Annotated in this window: 19 protein-coding genes; 12 read left to right on the top strand and 7 right to left on the bottom strand. The window is 39.4% G+C overall.

The genetic code is table 11. The features are described 5' to 3' along the window. Positions 1-59: 59 nt before the first annotated feature. The 9 genes from fadB to ACMUMJ_RS02445 all read left to right on the top strand — a co-directional run bounded on the left by fadB (position 60) and on the right by ACMUMJ_RS02445 (position 9,696). Positions 60-2,216, top strand: coding sequence for a fatty acid oxidation complex subunit alpha FadB (gene fadB / locus ACMUMJ_RS02485; protein ID WP_414677225.1), 2,157 nt, complete (start codon positions 60-62; stop codon positions 2,214-2,216). A 32-nt stretch (positions 2,217-2,248) separates the two neighbouring features. Then, positions 2,249-3,424, top strand: coding sequence for an acetyl-CoA C-acyltransferase FadA (gene fadA, locus ACMUMJ_RS02480; protein WP_414677224.1), 1,176 nt, complete (start codon positions 2,249-2,251; stop codon positions 3,422-3,424). Between the two features lie 242 nt (positions 3,425-3,666). Next, positions 3,667-4,218, top strand: a complete 552-nt coding sequence (locus tag ACMUMJ_RS02475) for a GNAT family N-acetyltransferase (RefSeq protein ID WP_414677223.1) — start codon at positions 3,667-3,669, stop codon at positions 4,216-4,218. 513 nt (positions 4,219-4,731) lie between these two features. Beyond that, the gene (locus ACMUMJ_RS02470; RefSeq protein WP_414677222.1) at positions 4,732-4,932 is read left to right on the top strand and encodes a hypothetical protein; all 201 of its coding nucleotides are present in this window, start codon (positions 4,732-4,734) and stop codon (positions 4,930-4,932) included. Beyond that, positions 4,929-5,780, top strand: a complete 852-nt coding sequence (locus ACMUMJ_RS02465; RefSeq protein ID WP_414677221.1) for an HAD-IIB family hydrolase — start codon at positions 4,929-4,931, stop codon at positions 5,778-5,780. The genes ACMUMJ_RS02470 and ACMUMJ_RS02465 overlap by 4 nt, the downstream gene beginning before the upstream one ends. An 86-nt stretch (positions 5,781-5,866) precedes the next feature. Further along, entirely contained in the window at positions 5,867-7,105 is a 1,239-nt protein-coding gene (locus ACMUMJ_RS02460; protein WP_414677220.1) for a glycosyltransferase family protein, read from the top strand. 15 nt (positions 7,106-7,120) lie between these two features. Then, positions 7,121-8,875 carry an alpha-amylase family glycosyl hydrolase gene (locus ACMUMJ_RS02455; RefSeq protein ID WP_414677219.1) on the top strand — a complete coding sequence of 585 codons (1,755 nt, stop codon included), beginning with the start codon at positions 7,121-7,123 and terminating at the stop codon, positions 8,873-8,875. Positions 8,876-9,001: 126 nt separating this feature from the next. Next, positions 9,002-9,409: a MarR family winged helix-turn-helix transcriptional regulator gene (locus tag ACMUMJ_RS02450; protein WP_414677218.1), complete on the top strand. Its 408-nt coding sequence runs from the start codon at positions 9,002-9,004 to the stop codon at positions 9,407-9,409. A gap of 125 nt (positions 9,410-9,534) precedes the next feature. Next, positions 9,535-9,696, top strand: coding sequence for an NAD(P)-binding protein (locus ACMUMJ_RS02445; RefSeq protein WP_414677217.1), 162 nt, complete (start codon positions 9,535-9,537; stop codon positions 9,694-9,696). Positions 9,697-9,963: 267 nt separating this feature from the next. Here ACMUMJ_RS02445 and ACMUMJ_RS02440 read toward each other — a convergent pair whose 3' ends face one another. From ACMUMJ_RS02440 to ACMUMJ_RS02415, 6 genes are all read right to left on the bottom strand, one after another. After that, positions 9,964-10,620, bottom strand: a complete 657-nt coding sequence (locus ACMUMJ_RS02440) for a DsbA family oxidoreductase (protein ID WP_414677216.1) — start codon at positions 10,618-10,620, stop codon at positions 9,964-9,966. Positions 10,621-10,828: 208 nt separating this feature from the next. Then, positions 10,829-12,070, bottom strand: coding sequence for a multidrug effflux MFS transporter (locus ACMUMJ_RS02435; protein ID WP_414677215.1), 1,242 nt, complete (start codon positions 12,068-12,070; stop codon positions 10,829-10,831). A 232-nt stretch (positions 12,071-12,302) separates the two neighbouring features. Continuing rightward, a complete protein-coding gene (locus ACMUMJ_RS02430) occupies positions 12,303-13,997 on the bottom strand; it encodes an aminotransferase class V-fold PLP-dependent enzyme (protein WP_414677214.1) in 1,695 nt (564 codons plus the stop codon). Between the two features lie 124 nt (positions 13,998-14,121). Next, complete coding sequence (locus ACMUMJ_RS02425; protein WP_414677213.1) at positions 14,122-14,340, bottom strand: Lrp/AsnC family transcriptional regulator; 219 nt, start codon at positions 14,338-14,340, stop codon at positions 14,122-14,124. A 341-nt stretch (positions 14,341-14,681) separates the two neighbouring features. Next, positions 14,682-15,491 (bottom strand): flagellin N-terminal helical domain-containing protein, encoded by an 810-nt coding sequence (locus ACMUMJ_RS02420; RefSeq protein ID WP_414677212.1) that lies wholly within the window; start codon positions 15,489-15,491, stop codon positions 14,682-14,684. A 128-nt stretch (positions 15,492-15,619) separates the two neighbouring features. Further along, on the bottom strand, positions 15,620-17,029 hold the full coding sequence (locus ACMUMJ_RS02415; protein ID WP_414677211.1) for an aminotransferase-like domain-containing protein: 1,410 nt from the start codon (positions 17,027-17,029) through the stop codon (positions 15,620-15,622). Between the two features lie 232 nt (positions 17,030-17,261). On the opposite strand from ACMUMJ_RS02415, the gene ACMUMJ_RS02410 reads away from it, so the two are divergent. Genes ACMUMJ_RS02410 through ACMUMJ_RS02400 form a run of 3 tightly spaced genes read left to right on the top strand, consistent with a single transcriptional unit; the run spans position 17,262 to position 18,408 of the window. After that, complete coding sequence (locus ACMUMJ_RS02410) at positions 17,262-17,456, top strand: hypothetical protein (RefSeq protein ID WP_414677210.1); 195 nt, start codon at positions 17,262-17,264, stop codon at positions 17,454-17,456. Further along, positions 17,457-18,074, top strand: a complete 618-nt coding sequence (locus ACMUMJ_RS02405; RefSeq protein ID WP_414677209.1) for a LysE family translocator — start codon at positions 17,457-17,459, stop codon at positions 18,072-18,074. It begins immediately after the preceding gene. Positions 18,075-18,114: 40 nt separating this feature from the next. Beyond that, on the top strand, positions 18,115-18,408 hold the full coding sequence (locus tag ACMUMJ_RS02400) for a GIY-YIG nuclease family protein (RefSeq protein WP_414677208.1): 294 nt from the start codon (positions 18,115-18,117) through the stop codon (positions 18,406-18,408). Between the two features lie 42 nt (positions 18,409-18,450). Here the strand turns inward: ACMUMJ_RS02400 and ACMUMJ_RS02395 are convergent, their stop codons facing one another. After that, entirely contained in the window at positions 18,451-19,422 is a 972-nt protein-coding gene (locus ACMUMJ_RS02395) for a serine/threonine protein kinase (protein ID WP_414677207.1), read from the bottom strand. Positions 19,423-19,561 lie beyond the last annotated feature (139 nt).

Genomic DNA, 19,561 nt, shown 5'->3' with positions numbered 1-19,561 from the left:
TGTTTGTTTAGTTCCAGTCTAAGTAGATGGTTCTCAAAAATAAAAAATCGGAGACAAACATGATATTTGAAGGAAAAGCCGTCAAAGTATCTCAATTAGAGACAGGTGTTGTGCTGGTTACTTTGGACTTGCAAGGCGAGTCAGTAAATAAGTTTAATCAAGTAACATTGCAAGAATTGGGTCAAGCGGTACAAACGGTCAAAACATTATCCAATGTGGTTGGTGTGGTATTTCATAGCGCGAAAGACGTTTTTGTTGTGGGTGCAGACATTACTGAATTTACCACATGGTTTACCTTAGATGAGTCTGTGTTAGCGGACAAGTTAAGGGAAGTGCACACAACGTTTAATGAAATAGCCGATCTTCCGTTCCCGACAGTGGCGGCGATTAATGGTATTTCTTTAGGTGGCGGCTTTGAGTTGTGTTTGGCATGTGATTATCGTGTGATGGCGGATTCTGCCAAAGTTGGTTTGCCAGAAACGCAATTAGGCATTTATCCTGGTTGGGGCGGTACAATTCGCTTGCCTCGATTGATAGGTGTGGACAATGCTTGTGAATGGATTTGTGGTGCTGGTCAAAAGCGTTCAGCGGATGCCTTGAAAGATGGTGCTGTGGATGCCGTCGTAGAAAAAGAGAATGTTTTAGAGTCAGCGTTACATCTTATTCAACAAGTGGTTGATGGAAAATTAAACTATCAACAGCGTCGTGAAGAAAATAACGCGCCAATGGTGTTTTCTCCGATTGAAAAAATGATGATTTTTGAATCAGTACGTGGTGTGGTTGGGGCGAAAGCGGGTAAGCATTACCCAGCACCGATGGCAGCGATCAAGACGGTTGAAAAAGTCATTGGTCAAAAGCGTGAAAAAGCGGTGGAAACAGAGATTGCAGGGTTTATTAAACTAGCAAAAGGCCCAGTTGCAAAAGCCTTAGTTAACTTATTTCTTAAAGATCAAGACATTAAAAAAACGGCAAGTAAATACGCCAAAGGATCTGAACCTGTTACACAAGCAGCGGTACTTGGTGCTGGAATTATGGGGGGGGGCGTTGCGTACCAGTCATCGTCTAAAGGCACGCCAATCATTATGAAAGACATTCGCCAAGATGCATTGGAATTGGGTCTAAGCGAAGCGAATAAGTTACTGAGTGGTCAAGTATCTCGTGGTCGCATGACATCTGATAAAGCGATGAAAGCACTGAATGGCATTACACCTGCGTTGAGCTATGGTGAGTTTGATCATGTTGATTTAGTGGTAGAAGCCGTTGTTGAAAACGTTAACGTTAAAAAAGCAGTATTAGCGGAAACAGAAAATCACATAAGTGATGACACCATATTAACATCCAATACATCGACGATCTCTATCACCGAATTGGCAAAAGATTTGAAACGCCCAGAAAATTTCTGTGGTATGCATTTTTTTAACCCAGTACATCGTATGCCTTTGGTTGAAGTTATCCGTGGTGAAAAAACCAGTGACGTCGCCATCGCCCGTACAGTGTCTTATGCTCAATCTATGGGTAAAACGCCGATTGTTGTTAACGATTGTCCAGGGTTCTTAGTTAACCGTGTGTTGTTCCCTTATTTTGGTGGTTTCTCGGCCATGATGAAGGAAGGCGCAGATTTCCAACTGGTGGATAAAGTAATGGAAAAATTCGGTTGGCCAATGGGCCCCGCTTACTTATTGGATGTGGTTGGTTTGGATACAGCGTTTCATGCAGATGAAGTGATGGCTCAGGGTTTCCCTGATCGTATGCAGCATGAGGGCACGAATGTTATTGATAAATTGTTTGAAGAAAAGCGCTTTGGTCAGAAGAATCAGAAGGGCTTCTATCGTTATGAAAATGATAGAAAGGGCAAGCCAAAGAAAATGTACGATGAAGACATTCATACCATATTAGCAGAGACAGTGGATTCAAAAACGGAGTTTACGGAAGAAGATATTATTGCTCGTATGATGATTCCTTTGTGTATTGAAACCGTCCGTTGTGTTGAAGAAGGTATTGTTGGCTCTCCTGCTGAAGCGGACATGGGATTGATTTATGGTATTGGTTTTCCTCCGTATTTAGGTGGTGCTTTGCATTATCTTGATCAAATGGGATTACAGGCTTTCTGCGACTTGGCTGACAATTATCGCCATTTAGGTAAATTGTATGAGCCAACTGAAAACATGCGTAACATGGCGAAAAACAATGCAACGTATTATGGCACAGCCGTTTAACCTTTGGTCAGAATAGGATTAGGAGAATATCAATGAATTTCAATGAAACTGATGTAGTTGTTATCGATGCTGCCCGTTCCCCAATGGGAAAATCTAAAAATGGTGTGTTTCGTAATGTAAGAGCGGAGAACTTATCCGCCGCAGTGGTTAAAGGCTTGCTTGCTCGTAACCCAAATGTTAACCCAAAAGACGTAGAAGATCTTATTTGGGGTTGTGTGAATCAAACGCTGGAGCAAGGTTTTAACGTTGCCCGAGCTGTGAGTTTGTTAAGTGGTCTACCCATGACCTCTGCGGCACAAACCGTAAACCGTTTATGCGGCTCTTCCATGTCGGCGATACACACAGCGGCACAAGCGATAATGACAGGCCAAGGCGATGTCTTTATTGTTGGTGGTGTGGAACACATGGGACATGTGTCTATGATGCATGGCGTGGATGTGAATCCCTCACTATCAAAACATATGGCAAAAGCGTCAATGATGATGGGCGTCACCGCTGAAATGTTGGGTAAAATGCACGGTGTGACGCGTGAACAGCAAGATGAATTTGGTGTGAGATCTCATCGCTTAGCCCAAGAAGCGACATTAGAAGGCCGTTTTGATAATGAAATTATACCCGTAGAGGGACATGATAGCGCAGGCAATAAGGTGTTAGTTGAATACGATGAAGTGATTCGACCAGAAACGTCTATGGAATCGTTGGGCAGTTTGAAACCTGTCTTTGTTCCTAAAGTAGGTACGGTAACGGCAGGCACCTCTTCTGCATTGTCAGATGGTGCTTCTGCAATGATTTTGATGTCTGGTAAAAAAGCCATCGAGTTGGGGTTAGCGCCGATTGCGCGTATTCGTAGTATGGCGGTTGCGGGTTGTGACCCAGCGATTATGGGTTATGGGCCAGTTCCTGCGACTAAGAAAGCGCTAAAGCGTGCTGACTTGACGATTGAAGACATTGATGTTGTTGAGCTTAATGAAGCCTTTGCTGCGCAGTCTATACCAGTACTTAAAGATTTGAAATTGCTTAAACAGGTTGACGAAAAAGTGAATTTGAATGGGGGCGCGATTGCTTTGGGCCATCCATTGGGCTGTTCTGGTACGCGTATCGCGACGACCTTGTTAAATGTGATGCAGCAAAAAGACGCAAAATTAGGGCTTGCTACTATGTGTATCGGCATGGGACAGGGCATAGCGACCGTGTTTGAACGTTTGTAATTTTATATTGAAATAGAAGCGTAGCGCTACGTTGAAAAGCGCGTTTTAAAGTTGTTTTAATAGCCATCAACTTTTGTCATTTTGCCCCATTTATTGGGGCATTTTTTTATTTTATTTTTTGTTCTTTTCATTGTTCTTTTCATTGTTATTTTGAACTTATTTGGAGGCTAACCTTTTGAGTACGTGTAACTTTGAGTTAACCTTTAAAAGAATAAGGATGAAAACACGATTAGGCATAGAATATGACCGTAGAGCAAATCATTTTACTAGAAAGTGAACGCTTAATATTACGTCAGTGGCAAGAAAGTGACTTAGAGCCTTTTGCGGCTTTGACATCAGACCCTCTGGTAATGCAATACTTTCCTGCTGTACTGACGCGCGCAGAAAGCGATGCGTTAGTCAAAAAGTTACAAAATCATATTACACAACATGGCTGGGGATTTTGGGCTGTTGAACTGAAAGCAACAAGTGAATGTATTGGTCTTGTTGGCATGATCCATCAAAATGGAGACATACCCAATGCGCCTTTTGTTGAAATAGGTTGGCGGCTTTCGGCCAATCATTGGAGAAAAGGTTATACGTTAGAAGCGGCACGAGCGTCTTTGGATTTTGCGTTTCAAACATTGGGCTTGAATGCCGTTTATGCTTTTACAACACTGGATAATTTGCCTTCTATAGGGGTTATGGAGAAGCTTGGTATGGTGAATCAACAGCAAGATTTTAATCACCCTTCGTTACCTGTAGATCATCCTATGTCGCGCCATTGTTTGTACAAAATTGAGAGAGACTCTTAAAAAGAATAGGACGCAATAAGAAGGCGTCTATAATAAATTATGTTGTAAATTGAGATTTATCTTAACTTTGCACTCACTTTAAACAATCAATATAAGAAATGAGTGTAGTATCAAAAAACTAAGCGAGTTTTGTATGACAACCTTATACTAATAACAAGCCTCTGATGTGGCATACATGAAGCCTTATCACTTTGTTGTGTGTAACCAACAAGCAAGCAGGTTATCAAGCCTTGGCGAAACAGAAAGATAAGAAAATAAAAGGCATTATTGTTGTTGCCAAAGATTCATCGGTTCAATCATTGGACGACCAGGCCGATAAACACGTGTAAAGTCAGACAGATTCTCTTTTAAAGTTTGTATTTAGGCGCGTTATATTATTATTTAATATGCTTATCATATGAATTTTTAATCTGAGCTTCACCACTTTTCTATATTCATTTTTAAAAAATATGACACTGGCACAGTAATTGTTTGTTCTGAGTCATTATCAATGATTAAGGTTAAGTGAGTGTGATGACCCCCCCGTTTAATAAGGCTTTGGCAGTAGAAACGCATTTATTTGGACACTTTAGTTGGTTTGCACTGCATTGGCTCCGTGTTGTTGTTGATGATGTTTTTCTGATTCAATTTGGTGCGAAATGCATTTTTATGATGAAGCTGCGTTCTAATCTACTTCATTCAAAATTACTGCACTCCCGTGGAATAATACAATGACTGGTATTACTACTTCTTCAATGGCTGTTTTCACCGATTTAGATGGTACCTTGCTAGATCATCATACTTATTGTTTTTCAGCCGCTATACCGATGTTGCAAAAACTTAAATCACTGAATATCCCCGTTATTCCAAACACCAGTAAGACATTTGATGAGCTGATTTTTATTCGTCAAAAGTTGGGTTTAGATTCACCTTTTATTGCTGAAAATGGTGCTGCTGTTTACATTCCGCTGTCTTTTTTAGCTAATCCTTCATTTGATCAAATGAGGTCTGTTTTGGATCTGCATGATGATGGGGACCATTATATAAAAACCTTTACAGAACCTCGTCAATATTGGTTGATGCTTTTAGAAACGCATGCGTCCCACTTTGCTCATTTGTACACTGGGTTTTCATCTATGTCGATACCCGAGATTCAACATGAAACAGGGCTAAGTTTGGAACAAGCGGAGGCTGCATCGAAAAGGCATTTCGGAGAGCCACTCAAATGGCATGGTAGTGATGAAGAACTGCAGGAATTCACTTTGATTATGCAGGATGCTGGTGTATGCGTTGTTAAAGGAGGACGCTTTGTTCATGTGAGTGGTGTAACGGATAAAGGTCAGGCAATGACATGGTTATCGTCGATTATGGAAGTGAATACAACCGTCGCTTTGGGAGATGGAGAAAACGACACTTCAATGCTGGAAAAAGCGGATGTGGCGGTACAAATTCGCTCGCCTGTTCATGCTTTCCCTATTTTAACTTGCCGTAGTAGGGTTATTCAGACATTAGGTGTTGGCCCAATAGGTTGGAATGAAGCGGTAGAGACAATCTTGTCAGATTCAAATTTGGGGTTTGTTTAGTATTTCATTGTGGTGTTTGAATATCACCAATTGTTAATGATTGAGTACACAGTTTTTTATTAATTACAGTCAATAGGGTTATTGTTATGGCGGACTTTTATCAAAATGGAATCGTGACCACACTGCATAATTTGACTAGACGCAGTACCAGTGAATTAGAAGCAGAATTAACGACTTTTTCAGAAACACGACCTCTCGGTTTGATTTTACCCTCGTTATTTTCTGAATTAGAGGGCGAGGCGTTACCTGACATTATTAGCAAAATTGCAGAGGTTCCGTATTTGTCGCAAATTGTTATTGGCTTGGATAGAGCGTCTCTAGAGCAATATAAACACGCCATTACTTTTTTTAGTAAGTTGCCACAGCATCACCGAATTTTATGGAACGATGGCCCTCGCTTAAAAGCCTTGGATGCAAAGCTTCAAAAGATGGGTTTGGCTCCAACCGAGTTGGGAAAAGGGAGAAATGTTTGGTATTGCATGGGCTATGTCCTAGCCTCTAGAAAAGCAGAATCCATTGCATTACACGATTGTGATATTTTAACCTATGAGAGAGATTTGTTGGCGAGGCTTATTTATCCTGTTGCTAACCCTCAATTTAACTATGAATTTGGCAAAGGATTTTATTCACGATTTGCAGATGGCAAGCTTAATGGACGAGTCGCGCGTTTGCTTGTTACTCCTTTAATAAAGTCATTAAAGCGAGTGTTAGGGCACAACGAATATTTGGATTTTATGGACAGTTTCCGTTACTCCCTATCTGGTGAATTTTCTTTCAGGCGTGATGTATTAACGGATTTACGTATTCCTAGTGACTGGGGATTGGAAATTGGCGTATTGTCTGAAATGCATCGTAACTATGCGTCTAATCGCATATGTCAAGTCGATATTGCGGACTCATATGACCATAAACACCAAGATTTGTCCTTGGAAGATGACAATGGTGGTCTATCGAAAATGTCGATTGATATTACCAAAGCCTTTTTTAGGAAATTAGCTACTCAAGGTTATACGATTAATACTGAAACCATGCGAACGATAAAAGCGACGTATTTCCGAATTGCTTTAGATTATATCGAAACCTATAAAAACGATGCGATTATTAATGGTTTAACACTGGATATTCATACAGAGGAGAAGTCTGTGGAAATGTTTGCTAAAAACATCATGCAAGCGGGTACACAATTCCTAGATAATCCGATGGAAACGCCTTTTATTCCTGCATGGAATCGTGTGATTAGTGCAATGCCTAATGTGCTAGAGGAGTTAAAAAATGCCGTGGAAGAGGATTATCAAGAATTTAAAGAAAGCGAATCACTCATGTAGAGAGGAATGGTAGTTATGGCTATATTGACGCAACTTTCTGAAAAGCTGCAGCAACAGCTTGCCGTGATCTATGATGGTATTGCGATGCATTCCAGCTATGAAGCATTGAGTTTAGACTTGATTGAGATGATGCGGCTTAACGAGGGTTGTGCTGATCCTGTGCCCTATGCAAATCATTGGTCTCAAAAAGATATGATTCTTATCACATATGGAGACAGTTTACTGGAAGAAGGTGTAAAGCCACTTAAAACATTGGATAAGTTTTTAGATCGTCATATTGGTAAAAGCATCAATAGTGTGCATATTTTGCCATTTTTTCCTTACAGTTCCGATGATGGTTTTTCGGTAATTGATTACTCCAGTGTTAATGAATCCTTGGGCGAATGGAGCGATATTAGTAACATTGCAAGCAAACGAAACCTGATGTCTGACTTGGTGATTAATCATTGTTCTAGTCGAGGGGTTTGGTTTGAAAATTTTATTAAAGGGGAGGGGAAAGGTCACAATTATTTTTATACAGCTAGCCCAGATGATGATTTATCTAAGGTAGTGCGCCCACGTACTAGCCCACTGTTACGCCCTATAGATACCGAGCACGGTTTACAGCATGTATGGTGTACTTTTAGTCATGACCAAGTGGATTTGGACTTTAGAAATACGGATGTATTACTGACATTTGTATCCATCATTCGACAATATCTTGATGCAGGAGTTCGCATATTTAGATTGGATGCTGTGGCATTTTTATGGAAAGAGTTAAACAGTTCTTCGATTAACTTACCTCAAACTCATGAGGTTGTTAGGTTATTGAGAACGTTAGTGGAGCACGCTGAGCCAGAGGCCATTATTATTACAGAGACCAATGTTCCTAATACGCAAAATTTGACGTATTTTGGTAATGCGAATGAAGCTCACTGTATTTATAACTTTTCCTTACCACCTTTGTTACTTAATACTCTTATTACCGGCAATTGCTTGTATTTAAAACGCTGGTTAATGAGTATGCCTCCTGCTCAAAATGGTACTTGCTACTTTAACTTTATTGCGTCACACGATGGTATTGGTCTGAGGCCTGCTGAAGGGCTTTTGAGTGACTTGGAGTTAAATACATTAGTGAATGCCATGCAAAATTTTGGCGGTCGGATTTCATGGCGTACGTCGGAATCGGGAGAGCAAAAAGCCTATGAAATGAATATTTCTTTATTTGATGCTTTGCAAGGAACCGTTGAGGGAGAAGATAAGTGGGGGTTGGAGCGGTTTATTTGTGCTCATACGATTATGTTTGGTTTAGAGGGTATCCCAGGAATTTATATTCACAGTATGTTGGGGACACGGAATGATTATGAAAAATTAAAAAATACTCATCATAATCGCTCTATAAACCGTCATAGATGGGATTACGATCAATTAGAGGCTCATCTGAGTAATGAGAAAAGCCCTCATTACAGCGTTTTGTCGAGAATGCTGTCCCTAATTGATATTCGTAAAAAACAGATTGCATTCCATCCTAATGCGATTCAGTTTGTTTTACATTTAGGGTTAAGTTTGTTTGGCTTTTGGCGACAAAGTTCGGACCGTAAACAAAGCATTTTTTGTGTGAGTAATATCACGAAAGAGCCTGTTGAGTTACGTCTTAGCGAGTTGAATCTCATTTCAACCGATGACTGGTTTGACTTAATATCCGGCCAGCCAATTGACAATTTGACAGAAGTAATTCTGTTGTCTCCTTATCGAACTGTCTGGTTGACCAACACTTATTTAGAGCAGTAAAGCGGCTGATTGATACATACTTCTAAGACTCACTGATAGAGTATGTATCATAAATTTGATATTGCTTCCTTGACTTTATAATTCATGGATTGTATTTTGTCGCTTAACTTCTTTTTAGGAACTGCTATGTATAAAGATGTGGCAATATCTTTTTTGCAAACGGCTCAATGGCTAAATGGCAATGTCTCGCGTGAATTAGAGCCTTTGGATCTCACTGCACAACAATTAAAAGTATTGTCGATTGTTGCCCAATCGGAAAACCAACAAGCGACAGTAAGTCAGATAAAGACACAAATGTTTGACCCTATGTCTAATGTCTCTCGTTTGCTCAATAAATTGATGGAAAAGAAGCTAATAATGAAGGTGCGTAATGTCGAAGACCAGCGCTTGGTGCATATTCAAATAACCACTTTAGGTCTCGAATCTATGTGTTTAGGAAAAGAACTGATGGATCAAGGCCTGTCTCCTATGGCGAAGTTAGATGAAAGTGAAATGGAAACGCTGTCCTTGTTATTAAAAAAAATGAGAAGTTAATTTTTATGTAGATATACACCATGGATCTTATTTTCATGGAGTATATTTCCAAGAATTTAATATCCATGGTTTTATTTGTAACTTGTTTCAGTGTTTAACTTAATGCAGTAAAGGTGGTGTCGCAAATGAAAATTAGCATTTTAGGTGGAGGCGTTGGGGGATTAAGTGCGGCTATTTTTCTAAAAAAGGCCGGATTTGATGCTGTTGTTTATGAGCGATTTTCTGCTCTTTCTGGTATTGGTGCTGGCATTGTCTGTTGGCCTAATGCGAACAGTTTACCGAATTAAGGCATGCAAAAAAACACAGGTATTACCATGGGAGGAAGGCAGCTTGCGGCTTCCATTTTTAATGGGCACTCAGACTTTTGTCTCCAAAGAGATGAAAGCAGCAAAAACACCGATTATAGAAATGTCGCTATGGAGATGGCGAAGGGGTGGGCTAGTAATTTGCCTTTATAGGCTCGGTATACACTGTGTTATTTAATTGAGTGTTCACCTTAGTAACAGTTATTATTCCGACTAAAGTTAAAGTGAATGCCTGTTGCTTTCTATTGCTTATGCACCTTTAGTTATTTCTTGGCTGACTTGAGTGAGTGCTTGTTTAAAGGCGTCTTTAGATTGTCCACCAGTGATGGCGTATTGGTTGTTGATGATAAAAGTGGGAACAGAGGATATTCCCAGTTGATGCATCCGAGATTGTTCTTTTCTGACTTCTTTTGCGAAATCGTCGTTACTTAGCCGTGTTTTTGCTTCTTCTCTATCTAGACCCACAGAGTGGACCACATTCAACAACGACGTTTCTTGATTGAGAAATACGCCGTCCGAGAAATGAGCGCGAAACATCGCCAGTTTGAGTTCAGTTTGCTTATTATAAATTTTGGCCCATGTTAATAAACGGTGGCAATTAAAACTATTAATCATGATGTGTTTGTCATCAAAATTAAAATGGAACCCTGATTCTTTACCCATGTCTATAACTTGCTGGTTGTTCTCTTGTACTTGTTCTTCCGTTAATCCATATTTTTCTTGGTGGTGCTCTTTTATGCCTTGCCCTTCGATAGGCATATCTGGATTTAATTCAAAAGCATGCCAGCTAATGTCTGCCGTTATTTCATTTTTGATATCACCTAATGCGCTTTCTAAATTTTTGTAACCAATAATGCACCATGGGCACATTACATCAGATACGATGTTGATTTTTAGATTTGTCATGGTGTTATCCTGGTTCTTATTAAGTCATCAGTAATGCGTAGCTGTTGTGAAAAATTATCACATTACATTATACAAAAGTACAATGAAGATCTGAGGTTATAAACGTAGATTATAACATCAGATCAAATAACTCCTCCCATATTCTATAAGAGTAGTGAATGATTGTAACAGGCGTTTTACAGCATCTGTTTGTATCGCTGTAAGTTGCTTAGTCTATTGCCTGTGGGGACTTGTGCTTTTCTGCGTATATTAGTAGGGACAACGCTAAGCTGCCCATGATCAAAAAGCCAATCGTCATGGGTATCGTATTGCCATTGTATAATTGACCAATGATTGTTCCAATTGTGAGTGACATTATGGATGACGTTGAGCCAATAACGGCTGAAGCGATACCTGCAACGTGTCCCATTGGTTCCATAGCCATGGCATTTAAGTTGCCAAAAATCAGTCCGAAACTGAAAAATAAACTGCCTACATACAGCATAAACATCCACAGTTGTATTTCGACAAAAAGCTGAATGACAATGAAGATGGATGAGCTTAAAATGACGGCTTTAAAGGCACGAGTCGCAATAAGGTGCATTCCAAGGCGTTGCACAAATCGAGAATTCATTAATGACGCTACGCCTAGTAATAATGCTAAGACACCAAAGTACACGCTAAACAGTTTTCCTGTGTTGAATTGTTCTTGGAAAATTTGCTGAGATGAATTGAGATACCCAATTAAACAACCAAAAATGGTCCCCATAGCAATGGTTAGACTCACGGTGGATTTATTTGTGACCACTTCCTTGAATCCATGAATAAAACCGTCTTTGGTAAATGGAATGCGTTTTTCCTTCGGTAAAGTTTCATCTAGGCGAGTGTATATCCAAAGAAAAATAATAAAAGCATAGAGCATGTATAAAACAAAAATGCCGTGCCAGTGACTAAAAAGCAGAATGATTTGTCCAATGGATGGCGCTAAAGCAGGAACAAGAATAAAAATCATCATGACGAGAGACATGATCTTTGCCATGTCATTGCCTTTGTATTGATCTCGTACTAAGGATATGGCTGATATATAAGGGCCTGCGACACCGAGCCCCTGAATAAATCGGCCAATCAATAAGGAATCCAAATCGGTTGCCATATAGCAAAAAATGGTGCCTATTAAATAAATGCCAAGCCCTGTGTAAAGAATGGGTTTTCTGCCCATAGAATCTGACAATGGCCCACAAACTAATTGCCCAAGTGCCATGCCAAGAAAAAGCATGCTTATGATTAATTGAGTGCGGTTTGGGTCTTCTACCATGAGATCGTTAGAAATGATGCCAAGTGCGGGTAAAAGTGCATCGATAGATACCGCAACAATTGACATTAAAGTAGCCGTAAGAAACGTAAATTCCATTGCGGATAACTGGCGTTTTTTGGGTGAGGTCGTATCGGGTGAAGATGAATTTGCAGTCATGTCACAGTCCAAATGAGTCATAGAAGTGACGTATTATAGGCTTATATTTTATTATCTATCATGACTTTTTTATAAATTGTATTACTGCCTTTAAGTTCCTTTTTTGGTTTGTGTTTATAGCAAGTAATAATGGTTTGATGGTATGAGAGAGTGCTATAAAAACAGCGAGTGCATTTTAGGGCTCTGCTGCTTTTATAGCATCTCTTTGATATTTAAATTAATTTAGAGCGAATTAACCCACCATATGTTTGTGTTTTTCTATACTAGGACTGTTAGCTAAAATGAAATCTTTAAGTTCATGCAAAGAGTCGTTAAAGGGTTGATGATACTTGTTATAAATGCCTAGCGTATTTTTGTCGATAAGGTTGTTGGCTTCGGTTAGATAAGAATTCCAGAGTGCGACTTTTTGCTCAAGAGTGACTTCTGAGGCTTCTTCGGACTTAATACGGTAAATATCATCTAATGATTGTGTTTCCATGCAGGCGCCTTGAAAAAGCCACATATCATTTATGGTATCGTATTGGTAGAAAGGCAGCAGAATAGCGCCATTTTCGGCCACAAATTCAATGGCACTAAAAATAAAATCTACTTCTTCTTGTGGTAAAAAATAATTTAAATTAAACCTTACCCAGCCTGGTTTGATGATTGTATTGCCTGTGCTTAATGCCGAAATTATTTTTGAGGATTTTTTGTCATCTATGTTTAATAAATCGTGCCCATAAGGGCCTGCGCAAGAGCATCCAGAACGTACCTGAAGTCCAAATAAGTCGTTTAAAAGCGCTACTATAAAGTCATGATGCAGATAGCCTTCTTTAGTATGTATTCTAAAAGAGGTTATGGTTAAGCGATTGCGAGTATTGACACCTAATAACTCTATAGTCGAGTGGTTTCTCCAACGATCCTCTATTTGATTAACGTATTCTTCTTCAAGCCTTTCTATAGTATGTGGACCGATGTCTGATTTTAACTTAAATACCATCCCCGCTCTAATCGATTCAATAATACTGGGTGTTCCTCCTTCTTCACGGGCTTCACTGATGTCCAAATAAGAGTGAATATTTTGGCTAACAAAAGACACCGTGCCGCCACCTATAATAGAAGGGGTACTGTTATTGATTAGGCTTTTCTTAATAACTAATATGCCTGGAGTGCTGGGACCGCCAATAAATTTATGGCATGAAAAGAAAATGGCATCCTTATAATGTAAGCTATTTTCTTGGGGATTCATATCGATATCAACATAGGGTGCGGCCGCTGCAAAGTCCCAAAATGACAAGGCATTGTATTGGTGGAGTAAAGCGCTGACTGAATTTTGGTCCGTTTTGATGCCTGTTACATTGGATGCGGCTGAAAAACTGCCGATTTTAATTGGTCTGTCTTTATAACGAATAAGCTCGTTTTTCAATTCAGCTAGGTTTAATCCACCTGAAGGAGACTCTGAAATGCGAACCAGATCAACACTTGACTCCCTCCATGGCAAATCATTTGAATGATGTTCATATGGGCCAATAAAAACAACGGGATTAACTCCGTGTTGGCTTTTTAAAAGAGGAAAGTTCATCATTGAAATCAGTTTATTAACCGCTGAAGTTGCACCTGACCCACAAAATATGACGAAATAGTCAGACGTTGCGTTAACTGCTTTCCGGATTATTTCACGGGCGTCTTCACGAAAACGAGTCGTTTGTTTGCCTGTGATGGTTGATTCTGTATGAGTATTTGCATAAAAAGGCAAAACTGATTGAGTAATGCTTTTCTCTATAAAGGCTAAGCTTCTGCCTGATGCAGTATAGTCTGCATAAGTGAGTTTACGCTCTCCAAACGGTGTTTTTGTATACGTATTGTCTCCGATAATATTGTTACGAATGTGTAGTAATGTCTGCTTTTGGTGCTCTGAAAGGTAATCTGCTGCATTTGTATTGTTCATAGTGAGTCGTATCCTAATGTAGGCTACTGCTCACTTGAATTCATAGAGAGCGGTAGCTCGGTAGTGTACTTTATTTGTTCCATCGAAAAATTAGATGTCATATCGGTTAGCGAAGTTTCCGCTATTAATTTCTTATAAAACGATGGTAGGATTGAATATCACTGACTAAAACACGTAATAAATAGTTGTGTTCGCCTGCCATTCGGTAAAATTCAATCACTTCTGGAAATTGAGCAACTGTTTTAGAAAACAGTTCTAACCAATTTTTATCATGATGATTCGTTTTTACTTGAACAAAGACGGAGACATTCAAATTCAACTTTTCAGCATCAAGTAATGCCACACGTTTTTTAATATAGCCCTGTTGTTCTAACTTCTGAATTCTGCGCCAACAAGGGGTTTTTGAAAGGCCAACTTGGCGAGATATTTCATCAATGGAAATACTATCATCTCTCTGAATTAAAGTAATCCGCTATAAGTTATTGATATGTATAGTTTTTTATAAAAAAGGATGATGAGTGGATTTTATTCTCTTAATGGTATGAGGGTTTTATTGTATGTGTAATTTTATGTTATAGAAAAAATAGAGAGAGAATATAATTCTTTATAGATAGAGAGTAATGATGAAAAAACATAAAAAACGCCTCAAATGAGGCGTCTTTCTGAAATGTGTTTATTTAGAGCTTAAGATGTAAGCAAATTTAATGCTCTGCTGTTAGATACATTGGCTTGAGCTTGTATGCTTACAGACGATTTTTCTAAAATGCTCTGGGTGATTTGATCAGAAATAGTCGAAGCATAATCTGCATCCTGAATTCGAGAACGCGCAGCTGACTGATTCTCTTGAGCGCTTAATAACGAATCGACTCGGCTACTAAAAGTATTTTGCGCTGCACCATATTCAGATTGTATTGAACTGACATTCTCTAGGCTGGAATCTATAGAGGCCAATGACGTTGTCAATGCTGCCGGGTCAGTGAAGTCGACACTGAATAACCCTGCTGTATTGAACTGAGCACTTACATCATACGTTGAGACATTCACCGTGTTGCCTGCTTCAGCTCCTGCTTGGAAAGACAAACTTGAATCTTGAGAGAGCAGTTCTTCTCCTCCAAATTTGGTGCTGTCTATTGTGTCTTGAATGCTACTTAAAATGCCTGCTGCTTCAGCTTGAATCGCTTCTCTATCACTCGTATTTAATGCGCCATTACCAGATTGAATGCCTAATTCTCGCAATCTCTGTAAGTTGTCGGTAATTTGATTTAAGCCACCACTGGCTGTTTGTAGTATGGAGTCACCGTTAATAATATTAGAAACGGCCTGTTGGTCTCCATTTATTTCAGAAGTAAGACGGTTAGCAATCTGCAACCCCGCAGCATCATCCGATGCACCATTAATACGACGTCCGCTTGCAAGCTGTTCATTAGACTTTGAGATCGCAGAAGACGCTCCGCTGTTTATAAAGTTTGATGAAGAATTAATTTGAATGCTCATACGGTTAATCTCCTCCTGATCCTGAGTAAATATTCATCAAGTATAGTGCTTTAAAAATAAAAAACAAAATATTACTTAAGTTTTATAAAGATAGGCCGGTGGCTCTACTTTGATCGTATCATTGATTTTTACGAGTACTCATTAATGATGTAAGCCAGCTTCCTTATACCATCTTCGCGTTCGGTGACGTTGTGATCGGTAAAATTCAAACGCATGCAGTTTCGATATTTACCTGTCGATGAAAAAAGGACGCCAGGTGCAATATTCACATTATGTTTACGTCCAGCTTCCGCGAGTTTCACTACATCAATTGAACTATCAAGTTGAACCCATAAAACAAACCCTCCTTTAGGATAGCTAACACGAGTTCCTTTGGGGAAATACGTTTGTATGGCTTTTAAAAAATGGTCTCGCCCTTGCTGGTATTGCAGGCGCATACGTCGTACGTGTCTTTCATAACCTCCTGTTTTAATGAAATCAGCAATAGCAAGTTGGGGTAATGTCGGGCACATGGAGCTACTAACGTATTTTATATGAGTGACTTTGTCTCGATACCGTCCCGGTGCAATCCAACCGACTCTTAGACCCGGTGCAATGGTTTTAGAAAAAGAGGAGCATAATAATACTCGTCCATCTTCATCGAACGCTTTTATGCTTTTTGGACGAGGAAAATCATAAGAGACGTCACCATAAACATCGTCTTCAATAATGCAAATATCATAGCTTTGCGCCAATAAATACAGACGTTTTTTCTTTTCTTCAGATAGAGAATACCCCATTGGATTATTGCAAGTTGGGGTAATTAAAATAGCCTTTATGGGCCATTGATCTAATGCTAATTCAAGAGCTTCTAAACTGAGGCCATCTTCTGAGTGGGTTGGAAGTTCCATGGTTTTCAAGTTGGCGGCTTTAATCGCTTGCATGGACCCGTAAAAACTGGGGGATTCTATAGCAACGATGTCTCCAGGCTGAGTAACTGCACGCAGACATACGGATAACGCCTCTTGGCAGCCCGATGTCACAACAAGGTCGTCAGGGTGAAGTAAGCAGCCTGATGCAACGGCTAAGCGAGCAAGCTGCTCTCTCAATTCAGCAGAGCCTCGTATATCGCCATAAGGCAACCCTAAATCTGGTCTGTGTCTGCTGAGATCCCCTAGTTTTTTTAATAAAGGCTTTAAGCTGCTTGAGGTCATATCAGGCATAGCATGTTGCAATTGTATAGTGCCTTTTTCAGATCTATTTAATAATAGATTTAAGACTTCTTCCCATTGAGACACTTCCATGGGACGTTGTGGTGGTCTTGATGTGGTAGGTAGTGGTGTTCGTATTTCTATTTTTCGAACAAAATAGCCAGATTTTGGTTTGGCTTCTACCATACCCTCTAATTCAAGTTGTCGATACGCTTCTTGAACCGTTGATAGGCTAACATTGTGTTCATGAGACAGCTGCCTGACAGAGGGGAGTTTGGAGCCGATAGGGAATAATCCTTGTTGAATGTATTCTTTTAGATGATTGGCAAGTGTTTCATAAAGAGTCATAAGCGTCTTCCAAAGATTGTATCTGTATCTGTATCTGTATCTGTATCTACCTTAAAGGAAAATTAAGCCATTTTGTATTAAATAACCATACACAATACATGATATATTCAAATACAGATGAATAAGATGTGATCTGTATGGTTTTAATTATTCTTTTCTATGTCTGTATTGTTGTCGGTTATCAAACTAAACTTTTTTTCTAACTTAAACAGATGTTTGGAGGCGGTTAAAAATGTTCATCATAGCAGTGTTAAATTATATTAAAGAAATCACTGGGAAATACACGACCCGCAAACAGCTCAGCAGTCTGGATCCTTCGCGTTATGACGACATAGCTATGTCGAGTGAAAACATTCGAAATGAAGTTGCAAAAGGGAAGGTGCATTATTTGCTATTGGAACTGTTTACTTTTAAAGGGAGGTCATAAATGGAATGGGCATTTTTTACTTCTGTAGCCGTATTTGCATTCGTTATGTCGGTTACTCCTGGACCGAATAACATTATGTTATTGGCATCAGGGGCGCAGTTTGGCTTTTTAAGAACCGTGCCTCATATGTTTGGTATTTTGATTGGAATGGCGACACTGATTACGTCTGTTTTAACAGGGTTAGGTATTGTATTTAGTGTATTTCCTGTTTTATATGAAGTGCTGAAATGGTTGGGTGTTGTTTACCTTTTATGGTTGTCTTGGAAGATAACCTTTGCACCAGTGAGTGCAGGCGATTCATTTGAAAGCAATGAATTGGATAATAAAGCGAAGCCTTTATTATGGTGGCAAGCCGCATTATTTCAATTTGTTAATCCAAAAGCATGGATGATGGCGATAGGTTGTGTGAGTACTTTTAGCTTAGCGGGAGAGGCTTATATATTATCGGGTATTTGGATTGTTGTGTTATTTGCGTTGATGGGCTTTCCTGCGATCAGTATTTGGGCAGGGTTGGGTGTATCTATAGGTCGTTTTTTGACAAACCCAATTCGGAAAAGGGTATTCAATTATGTGATGGGAATGGCCACGGCCAGTACACTGTTTATGGTATTGTCTTAGTATTTACAGATTGGAAAATAGTAAAAAGTAGGTAGAAGATATGTCGAATTGGAGTGTCTATATTATTCAAACACGATTAAATACTTTCTATACAGGTATTACAACGGATGTAAATAGGCGTTTTAAAGAGCATCAAGGTACCGCAAAAGGGGCGAAATATTTGAAAGGAAAAGGGCCTTTAACTTTGATGTGGCAAGAACGTATCGGCTCCCAGAGTGACGCATTGAAGGTTGAGTATCAAATTAAACAACTTAAAAGAAAAGAGAAAAGCGCCTTAATAGAAGGTCGCTTTTCTCTTATTGAAGTGTTGTCCTGTGAGCCAGTATCATTTTAGATTTTATTAACTAAGATGTATTTCATAAAGGAGAGGCGTTTTCTAATGTGAAAGCTCTCCCCATTGGTTTAGGCATTCCTTAAGCTGAGATAAATGGTTTGCCCAATAGTCTTCAGAAGCGAACCAAGGAAATGCTTTCGGAAAGGCTGGATCTTCCCAGCGATCATGAAGCCAAGCACTGTATTGTATTATTCTCATGGCTTTTAATGGGTCTATTAACGTCAATTGAGAATGGTCAAATGAGTGATGGCATTCATAGCCTTCGATCAATTCACTTAACTGTTGTTTTTGCATCGACAAATCACCAGATAAATGCAACCAAATATCCTGAACTTGTGGCCCTAGAGTACAATCATCGAAATCTAATAGAGACAGTTGATCATCATGTAACAATAAATTGCTACGGTGGCAATCACCGTGTATGAGGTGCAATGTTTCAGGCCAGTGGGTCGTCAATGATTGTGTTGCCTTTACCGTGATGTCGTCGATTAGCCTTTTATAAATAGGCTTAACCCTGTTTTGGATCCGATTACTGTTAGCAATTTTATCAGAAGCCTCCTTTATGATGTCTAACGGAGCTAACGGTTTTCTATAATGTAAGGAGAGAGGCTGCATTTCTCTATGCATTGCGCCAATAAGTTCGCCAGTTTTAAATAAATGATCCATATTGTCTGCATCCGGAGATTGACCTTGTATTTTATTGTAAAGGCAGAAGCGAAACCCTTTATGGGAGAGTAATGTTTCCCCAGTAAACTCAATCGGAGAAACCACATTAACGCCTGCTTTTTTTAATTGTAATAGGGTATTGTGCTCCTCCATTAGCTGTTCTTTAGACCAGCGGTTTGGGCGATAAAACTTTGCAATTAAAGGAGAGGCATTTTCGATACCTATTTGATAAACACGATTTTCATAACTGTTTAGTGGATAAATTCTAGCATCTGAAAAAACGCCCGTGCTTTCAACGGCATCAAGAATAAAATGTGGTGTTAAGTGTTCAAAAGGATGTAGAGACATAATAATAGTTCAAAGGCGACGACAGTTAAATGCAATCTAGGGTGATAGATAAATTACTTAGCTTAGTTGATTACAATAGACCGAGTAATTTTTTGAGTGTGAGTTCTTTAGCGTCTGAAAGGCTACTGGCTCGACCGTC

This window comes from Marinomonas phycocola, from assembly GCF_047525455.1.
Taxonomy (GTDB): domain Bacteria; phylum Pseudomonadota; class Gammaproteobacteria; order Pseudomonadales; family Marinomonadaceae; genus Marinomonas.
The sequence above is the reverse complement of the archived record's forward strand: the minus strand, read 5'-3'. Positions and strand labels throughout refer to the sequence as shown.

Excerpts from the sequence above, each read along its gene's own strand:
- ACMUMJ_RS02435 (WP_414677215.1), bottom strand. The coding sequence starts at position 12,070 with ATGACTGCAAATTCATCTTCACCCGATACGACCTCACCCAAAAAACGC.
- ACMUMJ_RS02465 (WP_414677221.1), top strand. The coding sequence starts at position 4,929 with ATGACTGGTATTACTACTTCTTCAATGGCTGTTTTCACCGATTTAGAT.
- ACMUMJ_RS02460 (WP_414677220.1), top strand. The coding sequence starts at position 5,867 with ATGGCGGACTTTTATCAAAATGGAATCGTGACCACACTGCATAATTTG.
- ACMUMJ_RS02470 (WP_414677222.1), top strand. The coding sequence starts at position 4,732 with ATGACCCCCCCGTTTAATAAGGCTTTGGCAGTAGAAACGCATTTATTT.
- ACMUMJ_RS02420 (WP_414677212.1), bottom strand. The coding sequence starts at position 15,491 with ATGAGCATTCAAATTAATTCTTCATCAAACTTTATAAACAGCGGAGCG.
- fadA (WP_414677224.1), top strand. The coding sequence starts at position 2,249 with ATGAATTTCAATGAAACTGATGTAGTTGTTATCGATGCTGCCCGTTCC.
- ACMUMJ_RS02405 (WP_414677209.1), top strand. The coding sequence starts at position 17,457 with ATGGAATGGGCATTTTTTACTTCTGTAGCCGTATTTGCATTCGTTATG.
- ACMUMJ_RS02395 (WP_414677207.1), bottom strand. The coding sequence starts at position 19,422 with ATGTCTCTACATCCTTTTGAACACTTAACACCACATTTTATTCTTGAT.
- ACMUMJ_RS02415 (WP_414677211.1), bottom strand. The coding sequence starts at position 17,029 with ATGACTCTTTATGAAACACTTGCCAATCATCTAAAAGAATACATTCAA.
- ACMUMJ_RS02455 (WP_414677219.1), top strand. The coding sequence starts at position 7,121 with ATGGCTATATTGACGCAACTTTCTGAAAAGCTGCAGCAACAGCTTGCC.
- ACMUMJ_RS02400 (WP_414677208.1), top strand. The coding sequence starts at position 18,115 with ATGTCGAATTGGAGTGTCTATATTATTCAAACACGATTAAATACTTTC.
- ACMUMJ_RS02430 (WP_414677214.1), bottom strand. The coding sequence starts at position 13,997 with ATGAACAATACAAATGCAGCAGATTACCTTTCAGAGCACCAAAAGCAG.
- ACMUMJ_RS02410 (WP_414677210.1), top strand. The coding sequence starts at position 17,262 with ATGTTCATCATAGCAGTGTTAAATTATATTAAAGAAATCACTGGGAAA.
- ACMUMJ_RS02450 (WP_414677218.1), top strand. The coding sequence starts at position 9,002 with ATGTATAAAGATGTGGCAATATCTTTTTTGCAAACGGCTCAATGGCTA.
- ACMUMJ_RS02445 (WP_414677217.1), top strand. The coding sequence starts at position 9,535 with ATGAAAATTAGCATTTTAGGTGGAGGCGTTGGGGGATTAAGTGCGGCT.
- ACMUMJ_RS02440 (WP_414677216.1), bottom strand. The coding sequence starts at position 10,620 with ATGACAAATCTAAAAATCAACATCGTATCTGATGTAATGTGCCCATGG.
- ACMUMJ_RS02475 (WP_414677223.1), top strand. The coding sequence starts at position 3,667 with ATGACCGTAGAGCAAATCATTTTACTAGAAAGTGAACGCTTAATATTA.
- fadB (WP_414677225.1), top strand. The coding sequence starts at position 60 with ATGATATTTGAAGGAAAAGCCGTCAAAGTATCTCAATTAGAGACAGGT.